This is a genomic window from Streptomyces sp. NPDC090021 (assembly GCF_044748225.1).
Classification (GTDB): Bacteria; Actinomycetota; Actinomycetes; order Streptomycetales; family Streptomycetaceae; genus Streptomyces.
Window position 1 is genome coordinate 3,482 of sequence record NZ_JBIVFO010000055.1, and the last position, 15,390, is coordinate 18,871.

Consider the following 15,390-nt stretch of genomic DNA (forward strand, 5'->3'; position numbering starts at 1 on the left):
CCTCGTGCCTTGAGCACGGGTGGGGCTGCACCTCGGTCTGCGTCCGTTCGCCGCCGGTGGGCCGGGCCGCGCCTCGTGCCTTGAGCACGGGTGGGGCTGCACCTCGGTCTGCGTCCGTTCGCCGCCGGTGGGCCGGGCCGCGCCTCGTGCCTTGAGCACGGGTGGGGCCGGACCTCGGTCTGCGTCCGTCCGCCGCCGGAGGCTAGAGGTAGAGACCGGCCTCTGAGTGCGGCTGCGGCGGCAGGACCGCCGCAGGGCCCGTGCCGCGGCGGAGGGCGAAGAGTTCCGCCAGGGTGGCGCCCTCACGGGAGACGCCCTCCTCGCTGCCCAGCCAGTCCACCGCCTCACGGTGGGTCAGCCGGCCGACCTCGATACGGGCGAGGCAGCGTCCGGGGCGGACCACCGCGGGGTGGAGCCGTTCCAGGTCCTCGTTGGTCGTCACGCCCACCAGGACGTTGCGGCCCTGCCCCAGCAGACCGTCCGTCAGGTTCAGCAGCCGTGACAGTGCCTGGCCGGCCGTGTGCCGGGCCTCGCCGCGGATCAGCTCGTCGCAGTCCTCCAGCAGCAGGAGCCGCCAGCGGCCCTTCGCCGTGCCCTCGTCCTCGCCGATCGCGATGTCCATGAGGTAGCCGACGTCGTTGAACAGCCGCTCCGGGTCCAGGACGCAGTCCACCTGGCACCAGTCCCGCCACGACCGGGCCAGGGTGCGCAGGGCCGAGGTCTTGCCGGTGCCCGGCGGGCCGTGCAGCAGGAGCAGCCTGCCCGCGATGTCGTCCGGGGTCACCTTCATCAGCCGGTCCATCGCCCCGGCGACCGGCGCGGTGTAGTTGGGCCGTACCTCCGCCCAGGTACCGGCCGCGATCTGGCGGGTCGTGCGGTACGGGCCGCGGCGCGGGGAGACGTACCAGAAGCCCATCGTGACGTTCTCCGGCTGCGGTTCCGGCTCGTCCTGCACCCCGTCGGTGGCCTCGCCGAGCACGCCGGCGGCGAGTTCGTCGCTGACCGCCGTCACGGTGACGTCCGCGCCCCGGCTCCACCGGGAGACGAGCATGGTCCAGCCCTCGCCCTCGGCGAGGGTGGCGCTGCGGTCGCTGTCGCGTGCCGAGCGCAACACCGTGGCCTCCGGCGGCAGGAGCGTCGCCTCCGCCTTGACCCGCTCGATCGACACGCTGCGCGAGTAGGGCTGCTCTCCCGAGGCGAACCGGCCGAGGAACAGCGCGTCGACGACGTCCGACGGCGAGTCGCTGTCGTCGACGTTGAGCCGGATCGGCAGCGCGTCATGAGGGTTGGCTGGCATGGCGTCCATGATCCGGCACGAGGTGCGGTCGTGCACCCGTGTTTCGCCGGATCGGGTGCCGAGTTCCCCCTTCAAACGCAGGGCGGGTGAAGATTCGGGCCGCGACTCTGCTCCGAACATTCTTGGCATGGACACTTCCGGCAACCCCCGGCTGCTTGTACCACGGACTCAGGAGTAACCCCCACAAGGAGCCGCATACATGAGCATGAGAATGTCGCGCTTCGCTGCCCTGACCTCCTCCCTCCTCCTCGCTGCCGGCGCCGCACTGTTCGGCGCCGGCCAGGCCGCCGCCGCCCAGGCGGACTTCGGCTACGTCGCCCTCGGCGACTCGTACTCCTCCGGCCTCGGCGCCGGCAACTACGACGGTGCGAGCGGCAACTGCAAGCGCACCAGCCGCGCCTACCCCGCCCTCTGGGCCGCGGCCCACTCCCCGCAGACCTTCGCCTTCACCGCCTGCTCCGGTGCCCGTACGGGTGATGTGCTCTCGGGCCAGCTCGGCCCCCTCAACTCCGGGACCGACCTGGTCAGCATCACCATCGGCGGCAACGACGCCGGATTCTCCGACGTCATGACGACCTGTGTGCTCCAGTCCGAGTCCACCTGCGTCAGCCGAGTGAACCGGGCCAAGGCCTACGTGGACTCCACCCTCCCCGCCCAGCTCGACCAGGTCTACAACGCCATCGACAGCCGGGCACCCGCCGCCCGCGTGGTCGTCCTCGGCTATCCCCGCTTCTACAAGCTGAACGGCACCTGCACCACCGGCCTGACCGAGGGCGAGCGCGCCGCCATCAACGGCGCCGCCGACCACCTCAACGCCGCCATCGCCAAACGCGCCGCGGACCACGGCTTCACCTTCGCTTCGGTCGTCGGCACGTTCACGGGCCACGAGATCTGCTCCGGCAGCCCGTGGCTGCACAGCGTCAACTGGCTGAACATCGCCGAGTCCTACCACCCGACCGCCGCCGGACAGTCCGGCGGCTACCTGCCCGTCCTCACCGGCGCGGCCTGATCCGCGACCCCGGACTCCCCGGCGTCCGGGGTCGTCCCGGGACTCGCCGTCGGCGATGCCGGGGAGGGGCTCGTACCGGGGGAGGCGGCCCCGCCCGTCGGGGTCGCCTCCTCGCACGTCACGGAGGTCGCCACCCATGCGGTGGCGACCTCCGCCGGTCCCCGCACCTCCAGCCGGACGGCGTCCTCGAAGAGCGCCCCCGGGTCGTGCGTCAGCTCGTCGTGCTCCAGCCGCCGGCTCCTGGGCCCTGCGGCCTCGTACGTGACGGACTGCCAGCCGGGCCCGGAGGACCGCCCGCTCCGCGTGGCCCAGCGGTACTCCAGCACCACCGGGACGCGCTCCACCTCGACGGTCGCGCTGAAGGCGGGCGCGTGCCCGGTGGGCGGCGGACAGCTCCCGGTATACGTGGTGCGCACCGCGTCGACGTACACCGAGACGTGCTGCCCCGCGGAGGCCGAGGGGGACGCGGGCGCGGACGCCGGAGCGGTGTCCGCGGGAGCGGTGGTGGCGGCCGGAGCGGTGGTCACCGGTTTCGTGGGCGCGCCCCGGTTCCCGGCGTGACCGCCCTCGTCCCCGAGGTCCCCGAGGTCCCTGAGCAGGATCCAGCCCAACGCGGCCAGGGCGAGCAGCAGCAGGACGATCCCGACGGCGAGCACCGGCCCGGCCGCGCCCCGGCGCGCCCCGGGCCCGGCCGCCGGCACCGGCGGCTGTCCGAGGGCGGGAGTCCGGGGCGCGGCCGGTCCGTACGGTCCCGCGCCGCCCCGCGGCTCATGCCCGTGGCGGGCCGTGGACAGCGGGGCGCCCGGCCCCGACGCCGGCCCGCCGGATGCCCGTACGGCCCCGCCCGCGCCCACCACCCGGAGCATCGGGTCCGCCTCCGCCGCGTCCAGCCGCTCGGCCGGGTCCTTGCGGAGCAGCCCCGCCAGTACGGGCTCCAGCGGTCCGGCCCGGCGCGCCGGGGGAGGCTCCTCGTCCACCACGGCCCGCAGTGTGTCCAGCGCAGTGGCCCGGCGGAACGGAGAGACCCCCTCGACGCAGGCGTAGAGCATGACACCGAGCGACCACAGGTCCGATCCGGGGCCGGGGTCGTTTCCCAACGCCCTTTCCGGTGCCAGGAATTCTGGGGAGCCCACCACCTCTCCGGTCATGGTGATGGCGGAGGAGCCCTCCAGGCGCGCGATGCCGAAGTCGCTGAGCACCACCCGGCCGTCGTTGGCGATCAGTACGTTGGCCGGCTTCACGTCCCGGTGCAGCACCCCCGACTCGTGCGCGCAGCGCAGCGCCGCCAGGACCTGTCCGCCGATGTGCGCGGCGCGCTGCGGGGTCATCGGCCCCTCCGCCTCCAGCACGTCGGCCAGCGAGAGCCCGCGCACCAGCTCCATCACGATCCAGGGCCGGCCGTCCTCGGAAGCCACGTCGTAGACCGTGACCACCCCGCGGTGCGAGACCCTCGCGGCGGCCCAGGCCTCGCGCTCCAGCCTCCGGTACATGCGCTCCAGTTCGGCGGTGTCCAGCCCGGCCGGTGCGCGTACCTCCTTGACGGCGACGTCGCGGGCCAGCACCTCGTCGCGGGCCCGCCACACCACACCCATCCCGCCGCGACCGATCTGCTCCAGCAGCCGATAGCGGCCCGAGACGACACGATCGGAGTTGTATTCCTCACTCACGCGAGCCCCCCGAATGCTTCTGTGCGCCCATGTGTCATCGACCGGTCACTCCAAGTTAGCGCAGTGTGCGCCGAGTGACCCCAGTCGTGACGGGACTCGCGCAGAGGTCTTCCGGAGCGTGATGTCCACACCGCGTTCTGTGCGGAGAGTAACGGGCAACTCCGCTGAGTAATCGTCAACTCCCCGTCGTCGCAGGGGCAATTCACACCACCGGGATACCCGCGCGCGATGCGGGGACGATAGGGTTAACCTGCCCGGGCCGGGTGCCCTCGTACGGGTGGGGAGAGATCATGGAACAGATAGCAATGCGCAGCAGGCCGCCTCGCGTGCCTGCCATCACCTGCGGCAGCAGTGCGACCAGCTCGCGCCTCGACCGCCATCTCGCCGTGCTGGGCGGGCCCGCCGTCCCGCACCGGGAGGCCGCGGAGGCGACCCTGCTGATGCGCGAGCTCACCTCCCGCGACCATACGCACCGTCTGCGGAGCCGGAGTGCGCGCGTTTCGCTCTTCGCGCCGCTGCGCCGTCTGCGTCGTTCGCTCTTCGGCAGCCGCCGCTCGTAACAGACTCCGCCCCCAAGGCCGTTCGCCCTTCCGGCGGCGTCCAGCCACCCGGCCCTACGCGATCACACCGTCCCGGCGCAGTTCCGAGATCTGTGCGCCCGCCATCCCCAGGGCGCGCAGGAGGTCATCGGTGTGCTCACCCAGCGCGGGCACCGCACCCATGTGCGGTGCCGCGCCGCCCGGCAGCCCGATCGGCGGCAGCAGCGCCCGCAGCGGACCGACCGGCGAACCCACCTCCCGCCACCGGTCCCGGGCCGCGAGCTGCGGATGCCCGGCCAGTTGGGCGACGGAGTTCAGCCGCGCGCAGGCGATGCCCGCCGCCTCCAGCCGCCCGATCGCCTCGTCCGCGCCCAGCCGGCCCAGTGCCTCCGCCACGGCCGCGTCGGTCTTCTCCCGGTTCCCGGTGCGCGCCGTGTTCGTCGCGTACGCCGGATCCTCCGCCAACTCGGGTCGCTCCAGGACCAGTCGGGCGAGACGCCGCCACTCGCGGTCGTTCTGCACCGACAGCAGCACCCGGTCCCCGTCCGCCGTCGGATAGGCGTCGTAGGGGGCGATCACGGCGTGCGCGAGCCCGGTGCGCACCGGCTGCTCCCCGCCGTGCATGGTGTGGTGCAGCGGGTGCCCCATCCATTCGGCGAGCGCGTCCAGCATGGACACCTCCACCCGTCCGCCGCGCCCGGTGACCCCGCGCCGCAGCAGCGCGGCCAGCACCCCGGAGAAGGCGTACATGGCCGCCGCGATGTCGGCCGCCGGGATTCCCGCCTTGACGGGCTGTTCCGGGGTGCCGGTCACCGACACCAGGCCCGCCTCGCACTGCACGAGCATGTCGTAGGCGCGCTTGTGGGCGTACGGGCCCTCCGCGCCGTAGCCGGACACGTCCACGGCGACCAGCCGCGGGTGGCGGGCGCACAGTGCGGCCGAGTCGAGCCCGAGGCGGGCGGCGGCTCCCTGGGCGAGGTTCTGCACGAAGACGTCCGCGTCGGCCAGCAGGCCGTGCAGCACGTCACGGCCGCGCGGGTCCTTCAGGTCGAGCGCGATCGACTCCTTGCCCCGGTTGGCCCACACGAAGTGCGAGGCGAGACCGTGTGCGGCGGTGTCGTAGCCACGGGCGAAGTCGCCGCCGTCGGGACGCTCCACCTTGATCACCCTGGCGCCGAGGTCGGCGAGCTGGCGGGTGGCGAAGGGGGCCGAGACGGCCTGCTCGACGGCGACGACGGTGATGCCCTCCAGGGGCAGCGGTTCGGTGGTCATGGGGCTGGTCATGGGCCCTGCCTACCTGTTCGGGAGGGTGTCTGTCACCACTCCCGGGTGATTCGGCCGGTGTTGACCGCCGTGATCCGCCCGCCCGTCCGTCCCTGTCCATCCCCCTCCGTCACCCGTCTCCGGCCCGTCCCCGTTCCCGCCCGCCCACCCGCCCGTCCGCCCGTCCGCCCGTCCCTGCGCCCGTCCCGGGCACCGGCCCGGTCCCCGGGGCGGGCCTGGACATGGCCGCGGTCTTCGACCGCTCGGTGACCCGCCTCCTGGGGGCCTGGGGGTGTAGCGGCCGGGCCCCGGGTGAGGTCCGTCGGCCGGGCCCGTTGCGGGCGGCGGCCCGGCGGCGCGGTGGTCCGGTGGCCCGGTGCTGCGGTGGCCCGGCGGTGCGGCGGTCCGGTGGCCCGATGCTGCGGCGGCCCGGCAGCCCGGTGGCCCGGTGGCCCGGTGGCCCGGTGGCCCGGGGCGTCGGGGCGTCGGTGCGGACCCGCGGGTCGGTGCGGTGTGCCGCAGACCGGCGGGGCCTCGGCGCGCGGCACGGTGCCTCGACGCGTGGCCGCCGGGCGCGCCCGGCGAGCGCCCCGGCCCGGCGCGGTCCGGCGCGCCGCATCGGACGCAGCCCCGGCGCGACCTTGCCGGCGGCCGGTCACAGCAGCGCGAACTGGCCGCCCGGGCCCTCCTCCTGGTGGTCCAGTACCGAGGCCGGTCGGCGGCTCCAGGGTGGCGGCGGCAGCACCCCCGCCGCCCGCAGCTCCGCTGCCGACAGGCCCGGGCCGGGGTCGAACGCGGCCCGCTCAGGCGCCAGTTCGGCCAGCAGCGCCAGCGTCGTCACCAGAGCGAGCAGCTCCGAGGTCCAGCTCTGCGGCCACTCGGCGGGGCCCAGCGCCGCCAGACCGTCGGCCTCCGGCCCGCGGTGCGCCGTGCGCGCGGCGAACCAGCTCTCCAGTACGCGCACACCCTGCACCTCGTACTCCCACGCCCCGGCCGGCACGGGCGAGACCGTCCCGCTCCCCAGCGCCAGCGTCTCGCTCTCCGCGTCGTACGCGAGCCCCTGCGGCCATCCCCCGACCGCGGAGCGCACGTACGGGCGGCGCCCGCCGGGCAGTCGCGGCGCCTCGCCGCCGCGCGCCCCGCGCAGTTGCACGGTGAGCAGCCGGTGGCCGAGCTCCAGCCCGGCCCGCCAGCGTCCCGGGTCGGTGGCGAGCGGCACCTCGTACCCGCGCGGACCGGGCCGGCCGGCCGCCATGATCCAGCACAGGACGTCCTCGGGGGCCACCCAGCCGCCGTGGCGCTCGCCCAGCAGCGGCAGCAGGCCGGGGGCGAGGTTCGGCTCGGCGCCGCCCGGACGCCGGTGCAGGGGGCGGATCCGGCCGAGCCGGCCCGCCGGCAGGTGCGCGGTGACCAGCGGCTCCGGCGTCTCGACGAGGAACAGCTGGTGCTCGTCGAGGACCCGCCAGAGCTCGGGGCGGGCGGTGTCGATGAGCCGCTGGTCGGGCAGGAGCCACTGCTCGTCGAAGGGCTCGCGCAGCACCCGTACGGGGTCGGGGCACGGGCCGGGAGCGTCGGCGAAACGGGCCGTCGCCGCCGAGCGCTGCCCCGGCAGGGCGGCCGCCGAAGCGGTGGGCGTGCGGCTGCGGCTCGGGCGGAACAGCCGGTCCCGCTCGGCCCCTTCGGCGCCCGCCAGGGCCGCCCAGCGGGTGCGCAGGGCCGCCGGATCGGGCGCGGCCACCCAGTCCCGGCCCAGGCGCAGGCCGCCCACGGCCCAGGGCATCAGATCGTCCAGCAGCGGGTCCGGCTGCGGTGTGTCAGCGCTCACGCCGCCGATGGTAGCGACGGGCTCCGATGGCCGGGCTGTGTCCAGGCCGAAGAGCTACGCTCCTTATGTATGCATACGTTCGGTATCGACCGAGGAGGCGGTCATGAGCCAGTACGACGAATACTCGACTCCGTCGCAGGCCGAGGGCGAACGCCTCGACGAGGACATGGACGAGGCGCAGCGCAAGGAGCGCCACCCCCAGACGATGCGGACCACGCCGTCCCAGGCGGAGGGCGAGCGCACCGCCGACGACGACAAGCAGTGACGACGTCCGCGCCTGCGCGGCTGCGGCGGCGCCGGTCGGTCGGTCCGCCCGTCAGTCCGTCCGAGGGTCCGCCCGTGGGTCCGTCCGTCGGTCCCTCCGTCCCTGTCAGTGGGCGTCGACCGTCACCGTGAAGGAGAACCGGTCGCCCCGGTAGCGGATCCGTGCGACGTCCACCACCCGGCCGTCCTCGTCGTAGGTCACGCCCGTGTAGTGCAGGATCGGGCTGAGCAGCGGGACCTGGAGCAGTTCGGCGGTCTCCGGGTCCGCGAGCCGGGCCTCCACGGTGTCCGTGATCCGGCTGATGCGCACCCCCACGACGTCCCGCAGCACCTTCGTCATCGGCCAGCGCTCCAGATCGACGACGTCGACGGCCTCGGCGAACTCCGGCAGGACCGCGTTCTCCGCCCAGTTGGTCGGCTCGCCGCTCTCGCGGTCGCGCCGCAGACGCCGGTACGTGACCACCTCGGGCGTGTCCGGGAAGTGGTCCAGCAGCTCCCCGGCCACGGCCGTGCGCGCGTGCCCGAGGACGGTGGTGCGCTCGCCCGACTGCTGGGCCACGATCGCGTCGACCGAACCCAGCAGCCGGACCGGGGTGCTGCGCAGCGCACCCGGCTCGATGAAGGTGCCGCGCCGCCGGTGCCGGCTGATCAGTCCCTCGCCCTCCAGCTCCTTGAGCGCCTGCCGCATGGTCAGCACGCTCACCCCGTAGTGCTCGGCCAGCTGCTCCTCGGTGGGCAGGCGCAGCGACGCGTCCGGGGTGCGCCCCAGTATCGAGGCGCGGAGCGACTGCGAGACCTGGTACCAGAGCGGCAGCTTCCGGTTCAGGACCAGCGAGTCGGGGGCGAAGGCGGTCACGGGTGGATCTCCGAACGGCTGACGGGCGACGGCTGACGGCTTGAGGCTTACGGTTTGCTGCTCGCGGCGGCTGACGGTGCTGACCTGCATGCGCACGCGGGGCGGGCGCATGCAGGGTATGCAGTGCGGGTCAGGCGCGGAAGTGGCGCTGCAGACCCTGCCACACGTCGTCGTAACCGCGCTGGAGGTGGTCCGCGCCGGCTGCCTGGGCGGTGGCGGTGATCGGCCAGCGGGTTTCGAACATGAAGGCCAGACCGTCGTCGATCTTCTGCGGCTTCAGGTCGGCGGCGCTGGCCCTGTCGAAGGTCTCGTGGTCGGGGCCGTGCGCGGACATCATGTTGTGGAGCGAGCCGCCGCCGGGGACGAAGCCCTCCGCCTTGGCATCGTAGGCGCCCTCGATCAGGCCCATGTACTCGCTCATCACGTTGCGGTGGAAGTACGGCGGGCGGAAGGTGTCCTCGCCGACCAGCCAGCGGGGTGCGAAGACCACGAAGTCCACGCCCGCCAGGCCCGGAGTGTCCGAGGGCGAGGTCAGGACGGTGAAGATCGACGGGTCCGGGTGGTCGTAGCTGATCGTGCCCAGGACGTTGAACCGGCGCAGGTCGTAGACGTACGGGACGTGCGTGCCGTACCAGGCGACCACGTCGAGCGGGGAGTGGCCGTAGGTGGCCGACCAGAGGTTGCCGCAGAACTTGTTGATCACCTCGGTGGGACGCTCGACGTCCTCGTACGCGGCCACCGGGGCCCGGAAGTCGCGGGCGGCGGCCAGGCCGTTGGCGCCGATCGGGCCGAGGTCCGGCAGGACGAAGGGCTGGCCGTAGTTCTCGCAGACGTAGCCGCGGGCGTCGGCGTCCAGCAGCTCGACGCGGAAGCGGACGCCGCGCGGGATGAGCGCCACCTCGCCCGGACGGGCGGCGAGCAGGCCCAGCTCGGTGCGCAGGAGCAGGCCGCCGCGCTCGGGGACGATCAGCAGCTCGCCGTCGGAGTCGCTGAACACCCGGTCCGTCATGGACGCGTTGGCGGCGTAGAGGTGGACGGCCATGCCGGTGCGCTGGGTCGCGTCGCCGTTGCCGCCGAGGGTCCACAGGCCGGCCAGGAAGTCCGTTCCGGGGGCCGGGTCGGGCAGCGGGTTCCAGCGCAGCCGGTTCGGGTCCGCGGGTGCCTCGGTGAAGGGGGCGGTGCGCAGGGCCCCGCTGTCGATCCGGGTGAAGGGCGGGTGGGCGGCCGAGGGGCGGATCCGGTAGAGCCAGGAGCGGCGGTTGTGGCTGCGGGGCTCGGTGAAGGCGCTGCCGCTGAGCTGCTCGGCGTAGAGGCCGAGAGGGGCGCGCTGGGGCGAGTTCCGGCCGAGCGGCAGTGCGCCGGGGACGGCCTCGGAGCTGTGTTCGTTGCCGAAGCCGGTGAGGTACTCCAGTGCCTCGGCCGTCTTCCTGGCCCGCTCGCTGCCCGCCTGCTCGCTCATGTGCTGCTCCCACTCCGTCGAAGGAATCCTATGGTCGACAGTAGGATTCCGCGGCCCGTGCGTCAACGGCGTCCTGGCGGCGTCCCGGGTGGCGTCCCGGCGGCGTCCGTCGTGAGGCCGGGGGCGGGGAGGGAGGAAACGGCAGTAAACGGCAGGATCCGGGAGGAAGGCCCGCGGATTCACTCCCGGGGGGATCACAAAAGATGAACATTGCTCTACTCTCACGCGCATGTCGTGGACCCGCAGGTTTCCTGCCGTGCCGGCGGCGCTCCTCGCCGCCCTTCTCGCGCTCCTGTCCCTCTTCGCCGCCGCGCCCGCCGCCCGCGCGCACGAAGAGCGCCCGGTCACCTTCCCGGACGGCTCCGGCTCCGTCCCGGAGTACCGCAGAACCGACCCCGACCTCATCGTCTGCAAGGCTGACCGGCCGGCCTTCGAACGCCGGATATCCGCCTTCCCCGAGGAGCTCAAGGCCCGCAACCTCGCCCTGTACGAGCGGTGCGAGGCGAGCGGATACCGGCACCTCCAGGAAGCCGTCGACGCCGTGGACCGGCCCGGGATGAACATCGCGATCCTGCCCGGCCTCTACGAGGAGGAGCCCTCGCTGCCCAAGCCGACGGGGGAGTGCGCCGCGCTCAAGGCGCCCGACTCCGCACTCGGCTACCAGATCCTGTCCTACGAGCAGCAGGTGCGGTGTCGGCACAACCAGAACCTCGTCGCCATCCTCGGCAAGAAGAACCTGCAGATCGAGGGCACCGGCGCGTCACGGCTCGACGTGGTGATCGACGCCAAGTACCAGAAGCTGAACGCCATCCGCGCCGACAAGTCCGACGGCGTCTACTTCCGTAACTTCACCGCCCAGCGCACCACCTTCAACTCGCTGTACGTGCTCGCCGCCGACGGCTTCGTCATCGACGACGTGCTGACCCGCTGGAACGACGAGTACGGCTTCCTGACCTTCGCCAGCGACCACGGGCTCTACAAGAACTGCGAGTCCTACGGCAACGGCGACTCCGGCATCTACCCCGGCAGTGCCTCCAACATCAACGACGGCCGCGGCTACGAGGTCCCCCGCTACTCCATCGAGATCACCGGCTGCCGCAGCCACCACAACATGGTCGGCTACTCCGGCACCGCGGGCGACTCGGTGTGGGTGCACGACAACGAGTTCGACCAGAACATGGGCGGCGCCTCGATGGACAGCGCCTTCCCCGGCCACCCCGGACTCCCGCAGAACCACGCCAAGTTCGAGCGGAACCTCATCCACGACAACAACCAGGACTACTACCGCCACGTCGCCGACGGGACCTGCGCCAAGCCCCCGATCGAGCGCGGCTACGAGCACGGTGTCGTCTGCCCCCAGATCTCCATGCCGCCGGGCACCGGCATCATCACCGCGGGCGGCAACTGGAACCTGTACGAGGGCAACTGGGTCTACGGGCACCAGCGGGCGGGCTTCTTCCTCAGCGCCGTCCCCGCCTTCATCCGCGGTGAGGAGGCCTGGTCGAAGCAGACCGACACCTCCCACCACAACCGCTACGCCGGCAACGTCCTCGGCAAGGACAAGTCCGGCGCCTCCCGCCCCAACGGCATGGACGTCTGGTGGGACGGCCAGGGCAGCGGCAACTGCTGGCAGCAGGGCCCCGACGGCTCCAGCCCCGGCACGGTCCCGCAGTGCGGCGAGCGACGGGGTGACGTCTCCGGTGCCTCGGCCCGCCTGGTCGGCGAGCCGGTCAAGCTGGTCCAGCTCCTCGTGTGCGCGGACTACAACGTCCAGGCGCGCAAACTCCCGGCGGGCTGCGACTGGTACGGCGCGCGCGGACTGGAGCGGGTGGAGACCCAGCTCGCCCTGGCCGTCGCCGCGGTGCTGCTGCTGGTGGGCGGGGTGCTCTGGTGGCGCCGCCTGCGCGGCTCCCGCCTGGGCACGGCGGCCTCACTGCTGGGCCTGGCCGGCCTGGCCCTCGACGTGGCCGGCTCCACCATGGCACTGAACGCCACGTTCGTCCCGGCCCTCGCCCTCCTCCTGCTCGGCCTGTGGTGGACGGGAGCCGGTCTGGCGCTGCGCCCCACCCGCCCCTGGTTGGCGCGCCTGACCCTGCTGCTGGCCGGGCTCACCCTGCTGGACGCCTTCGACAAGGCGGTCCTGATGATTCCGTGGACCCCGCTGAGTCCCGCCTGGCTGCGGGCCCTGGTGGCCGTGGTCTGGGTCCTGTGGGCGGTCGTTGCCTCCGCCCGGCCGGGCACCGCCCCGGCCGACGCCGCCCCCGAAGCCACCCGGCAAGCCCCGGCCCCGGCCTCCGGGGCGACGGGAGGCCAGGCATGACCCCCCGGCCCGATGCCCGGCCCAGCCGACCCGACGCCCGCCCCGCCCGCCCTGACGCCCGGCCCGCCCGACCCGAGGCCCGGCCCACCCGGTCTGCTGGGCCCGACGCCCGGCCTGCCCGGCCTGACGCCCGGCCCGCCCGACCCGAGGCCCGGCCCACCCGGTCTGCTGGGCCCGACGCCCGGCCTGCCGGGCCTGACGCCCGGCCCAGCCGACCCGACGCCTGGTCTGCCGGGCCCGACGGCCGGATCCGGAACGACGCCTGCGATCCGCCGCCCACCGTGGCCGGCGGGCACCGCCGGACCGCCCGCACCGCGACCCTGCTCGCCCTCGCCCTGCTCCTCGCGGGCGGCGCGGCGACGGGCTGCGGCGGGCGGGCCACCACCCACCACAAGCCCGGCACCAGCCACGAGCAGGCCTCCGGCAGCGTCGGCACCCTGCTCACCACGGGTGACGCGGCCGGCCACAAGCTCCGCGAGGTACCGTCCCAGGGTGCCCCGGAGGTCCAACTGTCCCTCCGCCCGGACTCCGAGGACGGCTGGAACCTCCAGCTGAGCGTGAAGAACTTCCGCTTCACACCCGACAGCACCGGCGGCGCCGCCCTCCCGGGCGCCGGCCACGCCCACCTGGAACTCGACGGACGCAAGATCGCCAGGCTGTACGGCCCCTGGTTCCACCTGCCGGCGGCGCAGGTCCCGGACGGCGCGCACACCCTGACCGTCCGCCTCTACGCGGACGACCACACCGCCTGGGCGGTCTCCGGAGAACCCGTCGAGGGAACGGCGCAGCTCACCGCCCCCGCCCCGGGGGCGTCCGGCGGCCACAGCCACGGCGGAACCCCGGCGCAGTCGCCGCAGCCGCAGCCGCAGCCGCAGCCGCAGCCGCCGGACCAGGCGCTGGCGCACGCGGACCGGACGGTCACCATCACCGTCCGGGACGGCAAGGTCAGTCCCGCCCCGGCCCGCACCGAGCTGCGGCGCGGCGAACGCGTCGCCCTGCGCGTCACCAGCGATCGCGCGGACACCCTGCACGTCCACGGCTACGACAAGGAACTCGCCCTGCCGGCAGGTCAGGAGGCCACCCTGATCCTGACGGCCGACCGCACCGGCCTCTTCGAGGTCGAGACCCACGAGTCCAGCCTCGTCCTGACCCAACTCCTCGTCCGATGACCGCACCCGACGCCGACCCCGACCTCCGACGCCTCCCGACGCCGGTCCTGCCGCAGCCGCCGCAGCTGCCGGTACCGGCCCGGATGCCGGGCCGAGGCGCAGCACCCACCCCCCACCCCATGCCCGCGTCCGGCCGGTGCGGGCACAGGTGGGGTGGATACCGGGTGGGCGGGTACCGGTGGGGCGAGCCCGGTCCGCCGCCCGGGGCCGGGCAGCGGACCGTACCGGCGTCCGCGTACCCCGTCGGCGGGCCCGCCCGGCTGCCCCGGCGCGGGCCCACGCCCGGGACGTACGGTCGATCCGCCGGTGGCGGCACGCCGAGCACGGCGGCCCGGTGGTGAGCCTGTACCCGATCGCGCCCGGAGCCCTCCCGGTCGCCGACGGTGGCGGCAACGGCCAGGGCGTGGTCGTTCACCCGGCCGAACCGTTCACCTCCCTCGCGCACGGAATCGGCTCCCAGCACGATCTGCCGATCTCTCCCTTCTACGCGTTCGCCGGAGCCTTCGCCGCGTTGTTCGTCTCCTTCCTCGCACTCGGCCTGCTCTGGTCCACCTCCCGCTTCCGCGGAGAGGACGCGGGCCTCGCCCTGCCCGCCGCCCTCCGGCAGGTGGCCGACGCGCCGGCCACCCGAACCACCCTGCGCGGGCTGGGACTCGCCGCCGCGCTCGTCGTCCTGCTCCACCTCCTCCTCGGTCCCGACGACTCCGCGCGCAACCCCGCTCCCGGCGCCGTCTACGTCCTCCTCTGGGTCGGACTCGTGCCCGCCTCCCTCCTCCTCGGCCCCGTCTGGCGCCTGCTCAACCCGCTGCGCACCCTGCACCGCCTGCTTTCCCGGGCCCTGCACCGCCCCCGTACCGGCAACCACCCCCTTCCCGCCCGGCTGGGGCTGTGGCCCGCCGCCGCCGGACTGCTCGGCTTCACATGGCTCGAACTCGTATCCCCCGACTCCGCATCGACCACCACCCTCCTGATCGCACTCGCCGCCTACACCACCGTCCAACTGCTGCTCGCCGCCCGCTACGGCGAGAGCTGGTTCGCGGACGGGGACGCCTTCGAGGCGTACTCCGCCCTGCTCGCCCGCCTCTCCCCTCTCGGTCGCCGCAGCGACGGCCGTCTCGTCCTGCGCAACCCCTTCCACGGACTCGACGCGACGCCCGAGCGGCCCGGACTCGTCGCCACCGTCTGTGTCCTCCTCGGCTCCACCGCCTACGACGGCTTCTCCGACAACCCCTCGTGGATCAACACCCTTCAGACCTCCCCCCTGGGCCGCACCCCCACGGCCACGCTCGGACTACTCGGCTCCGTCGCCCTCGTCGCCACCCTCTACTGCCTGTGCGCCGCAGCCACCCGCCTGGTCAGCGGCCCGCACCCCGGCCCGCTGACCGCCTTCGCGCACTCACTCGTCCCCATCGCCCTCGGCTATCTGATCGCCCACTACTTCTCCCTCCTGGTAGTCGAAGGACCACGTACGGTAAGCATGGCACTCGGTACTGACAACGCCCTCGAACCCGCTCCACCACTGGGTCCCGGCGGCCTCGCGGCCCTCCAGGTCATCGCCGTCGTCGCCGGCCACGTGCTCGGCGTCGTCGCCGCCCACGACCGCTCCGTACGTCTCTTCCCGCCCGCGAAAGCGGTGGCCGGCCAGCTGCCGCTGCTCACCCTGATGATCGTTTACACGATCGGGGGCCTCAGTCTCCTGCTGAACTGAGAACCGAGGCCCCC

The 15,390-nt window shown here is 73.8% G+C and carries 12 protein-coding genes; 6 read left to right on the forward strand and 6 right to left on the reverse strand.

Features of this window, described 5'->3' with window-relative positions; translation table 11 throughout:
• Positions 1-202 precede the first annotated feature (202 nt).
• Positions 203-1,297 (reverse strand): DUF5925 domain-containing protein, encoded by a 1,095-nt coding sequence (locus ACIPXC_RS31620; RefSeq protein ID WP_401624915.1) that lies wholly within the window; start codon positions 1,295-1,297, stop codon positions 203-205.
• A gap of 205 nt (positions 1,298-1,502) precedes the next feature.
• Here ACIPXC_RS31620 and ACIPXC_RS31625 point away from each other — a divergent pair, with 205 nt between their 5' ends.
• Complete coding sequence (locus ACIPXC_RS31625; protein ID WP_401624993.1) at positions 1,503-2,306, forward strand: SGNH/GDSL hydrolase family protein; 804 nt, start codon at positions 1,503-1,505, stop codon at positions 2,304-2,306.
• Here ACIPXC_RS31625 and ACIPXC_RS31630 read toward each other — a convergent pair.
• The gene (locus ACIPXC_RS31630; RefSeq protein ID WP_401624917.1) at positions 2,276-3,973 is read right to left on the reverse strand and encodes a protein kinase; all 1,698 of its coding nucleotides are present in this window, start codon (positions 3,971-3,973) and stop codon (positions 2,276-2,278) included. The two genes, ACIPXC_RS31625 and ACIPXC_RS31630, sit on opposite strands and share 31 nt — an antisense overlap.
• 290 nt (positions 3,974-4,263) lie before the next feature.
• Between ACIPXC_RS31630 and ACIPXC_RS31635 the strand changes: the two genes are divergently transcribed.
• Positions 4,264-4,533, forward strand: coding sequence for a hypothetical protein (locus ACIPXC_RS31635; RefSeq protein ID WP_183069355.1), 270 nt, complete (start codon positions 4,264-4,266; stop codon positions 4,531-4,533).
• Positions 4,534-4,587: 54 nt separating this feature from the next.
• Here the strand turns inward: ACIPXC_RS31635 and ACIPXC_RS31640 are convergent, their stop codons facing one another.
• The gene (locus tag ACIPXC_RS31640) at positions 4,588-5,784 is read right to left on the reverse strand and encodes a CaiB/BaiF CoA transferase family protein (RefSeq protein ID WP_401624996.1); all 1,197 of its coding nucleotides are present in this window, start codon (positions 5,782-5,784) and stop codon (positions 4,588-4,590) included.
• Between the two features lie 646 nt (positions 5,785-6,430).
• Positions 6,431-7,555 (reverse strand): type ISP restriction/modification enzyme, encoded by a 1,125-nt coding sequence (locus ACIPXC_RS31645; protein WP_401624998.1) that lies wholly within the window; start codon positions 7,553-7,555, stop codon positions 6,431-6,433.
• 148 nt (positions 7,556-7,703) lie between these two features.
• On the opposite strand from ACIPXC_RS31645, the gene ACIPXC_RS31650 reads away from it, so the two are divergent.
• Positions 7,704-7,865, forward strand: coding sequence for a hypothetical protein (locus ACIPXC_RS31650; protein ID WP_401624920.1), 162 nt, complete (start codon positions 7,704-7,706; stop codon positions 7,863-7,865).
• A 105-nt stretch (positions 7,866-7,970) separates the two neighbouring features.
• On the opposite strand, the gene ACIPXC_RS31655 is transcribed toward ACIPXC_RS31650, so the two are convergent.
• Positions 7,971-8,720 carry a GntR family transcriptional regulator gene (locus ACIPXC_RS31655; protein WP_401624923.1) on the reverse strand — a complete coding sequence of 250 codons (750 nt, stop codon included), beginning with the start codon at positions 8,718-8,720 and terminating at the stop codon, positions 7,971-7,973.
• A gap of 130 nt (positions 8,721-8,850) precedes the next feature.
• Positions 8,851-10,179 (reverse strand): homogentisate 1,2-dioxygenase, encoded by a 1,329-nt coding sequence (gene hmgA, locus ACIPXC_RS31660; protein ID WP_401624926.1) that lies wholly within the window; start codon positions 10,177-10,179, stop codon positions 8,851-8,853.
• Positions 10,180-10,408: 229 nt separating this feature from the next.
• Here hmgA and ACIPXC_RS31665 point away from each other — a divergent pair, with 229 nt between their 5' ends.
• The 3 genes from ACIPXC_RS31665 to ACIPXC_RS31675 all read left to right on the forward strand — a co-directional run bounded on the left by ACIPXC_RS31665 (position 10,409) and on the right by ACIPXC_RS31675 (position 15,376).
• Entirely contained in the window at positions 10,409-12,499 is a 2,091-nt protein-coding gene (locus ACIPXC_RS31665; RefSeq protein WP_401624928.1) for a right-handed parallel beta-helix repeat-containing protein, read from the forward strand.
• A gap of 281 nt (positions 12,500-12,780) precedes the next feature.
• Positions 12,781-13,668, forward strand: coding sequence for a hypothetical protein (locus ACIPXC_RS31670; RefSeq protein ID WP_401624930.1), 888 nt, complete (start codon positions 12,781-12,783; stop codon positions 13,666-13,668).
• 403 nt (positions 13,669-14,071) lie between these two features.
• On the forward strand, positions 14,072-15,376 hold the full coding sequence (locus ACIPXC_RS31675; RefSeq protein WP_401625001.1) for a hypothetical protein: 1,305 nt from the start codon (positions 14,072-14,074) through the stop codon (positions 15,374-15,376).
• The last annotated feature ends 14 nt before the right edge of the window (positions 15,377-15,390 follow it).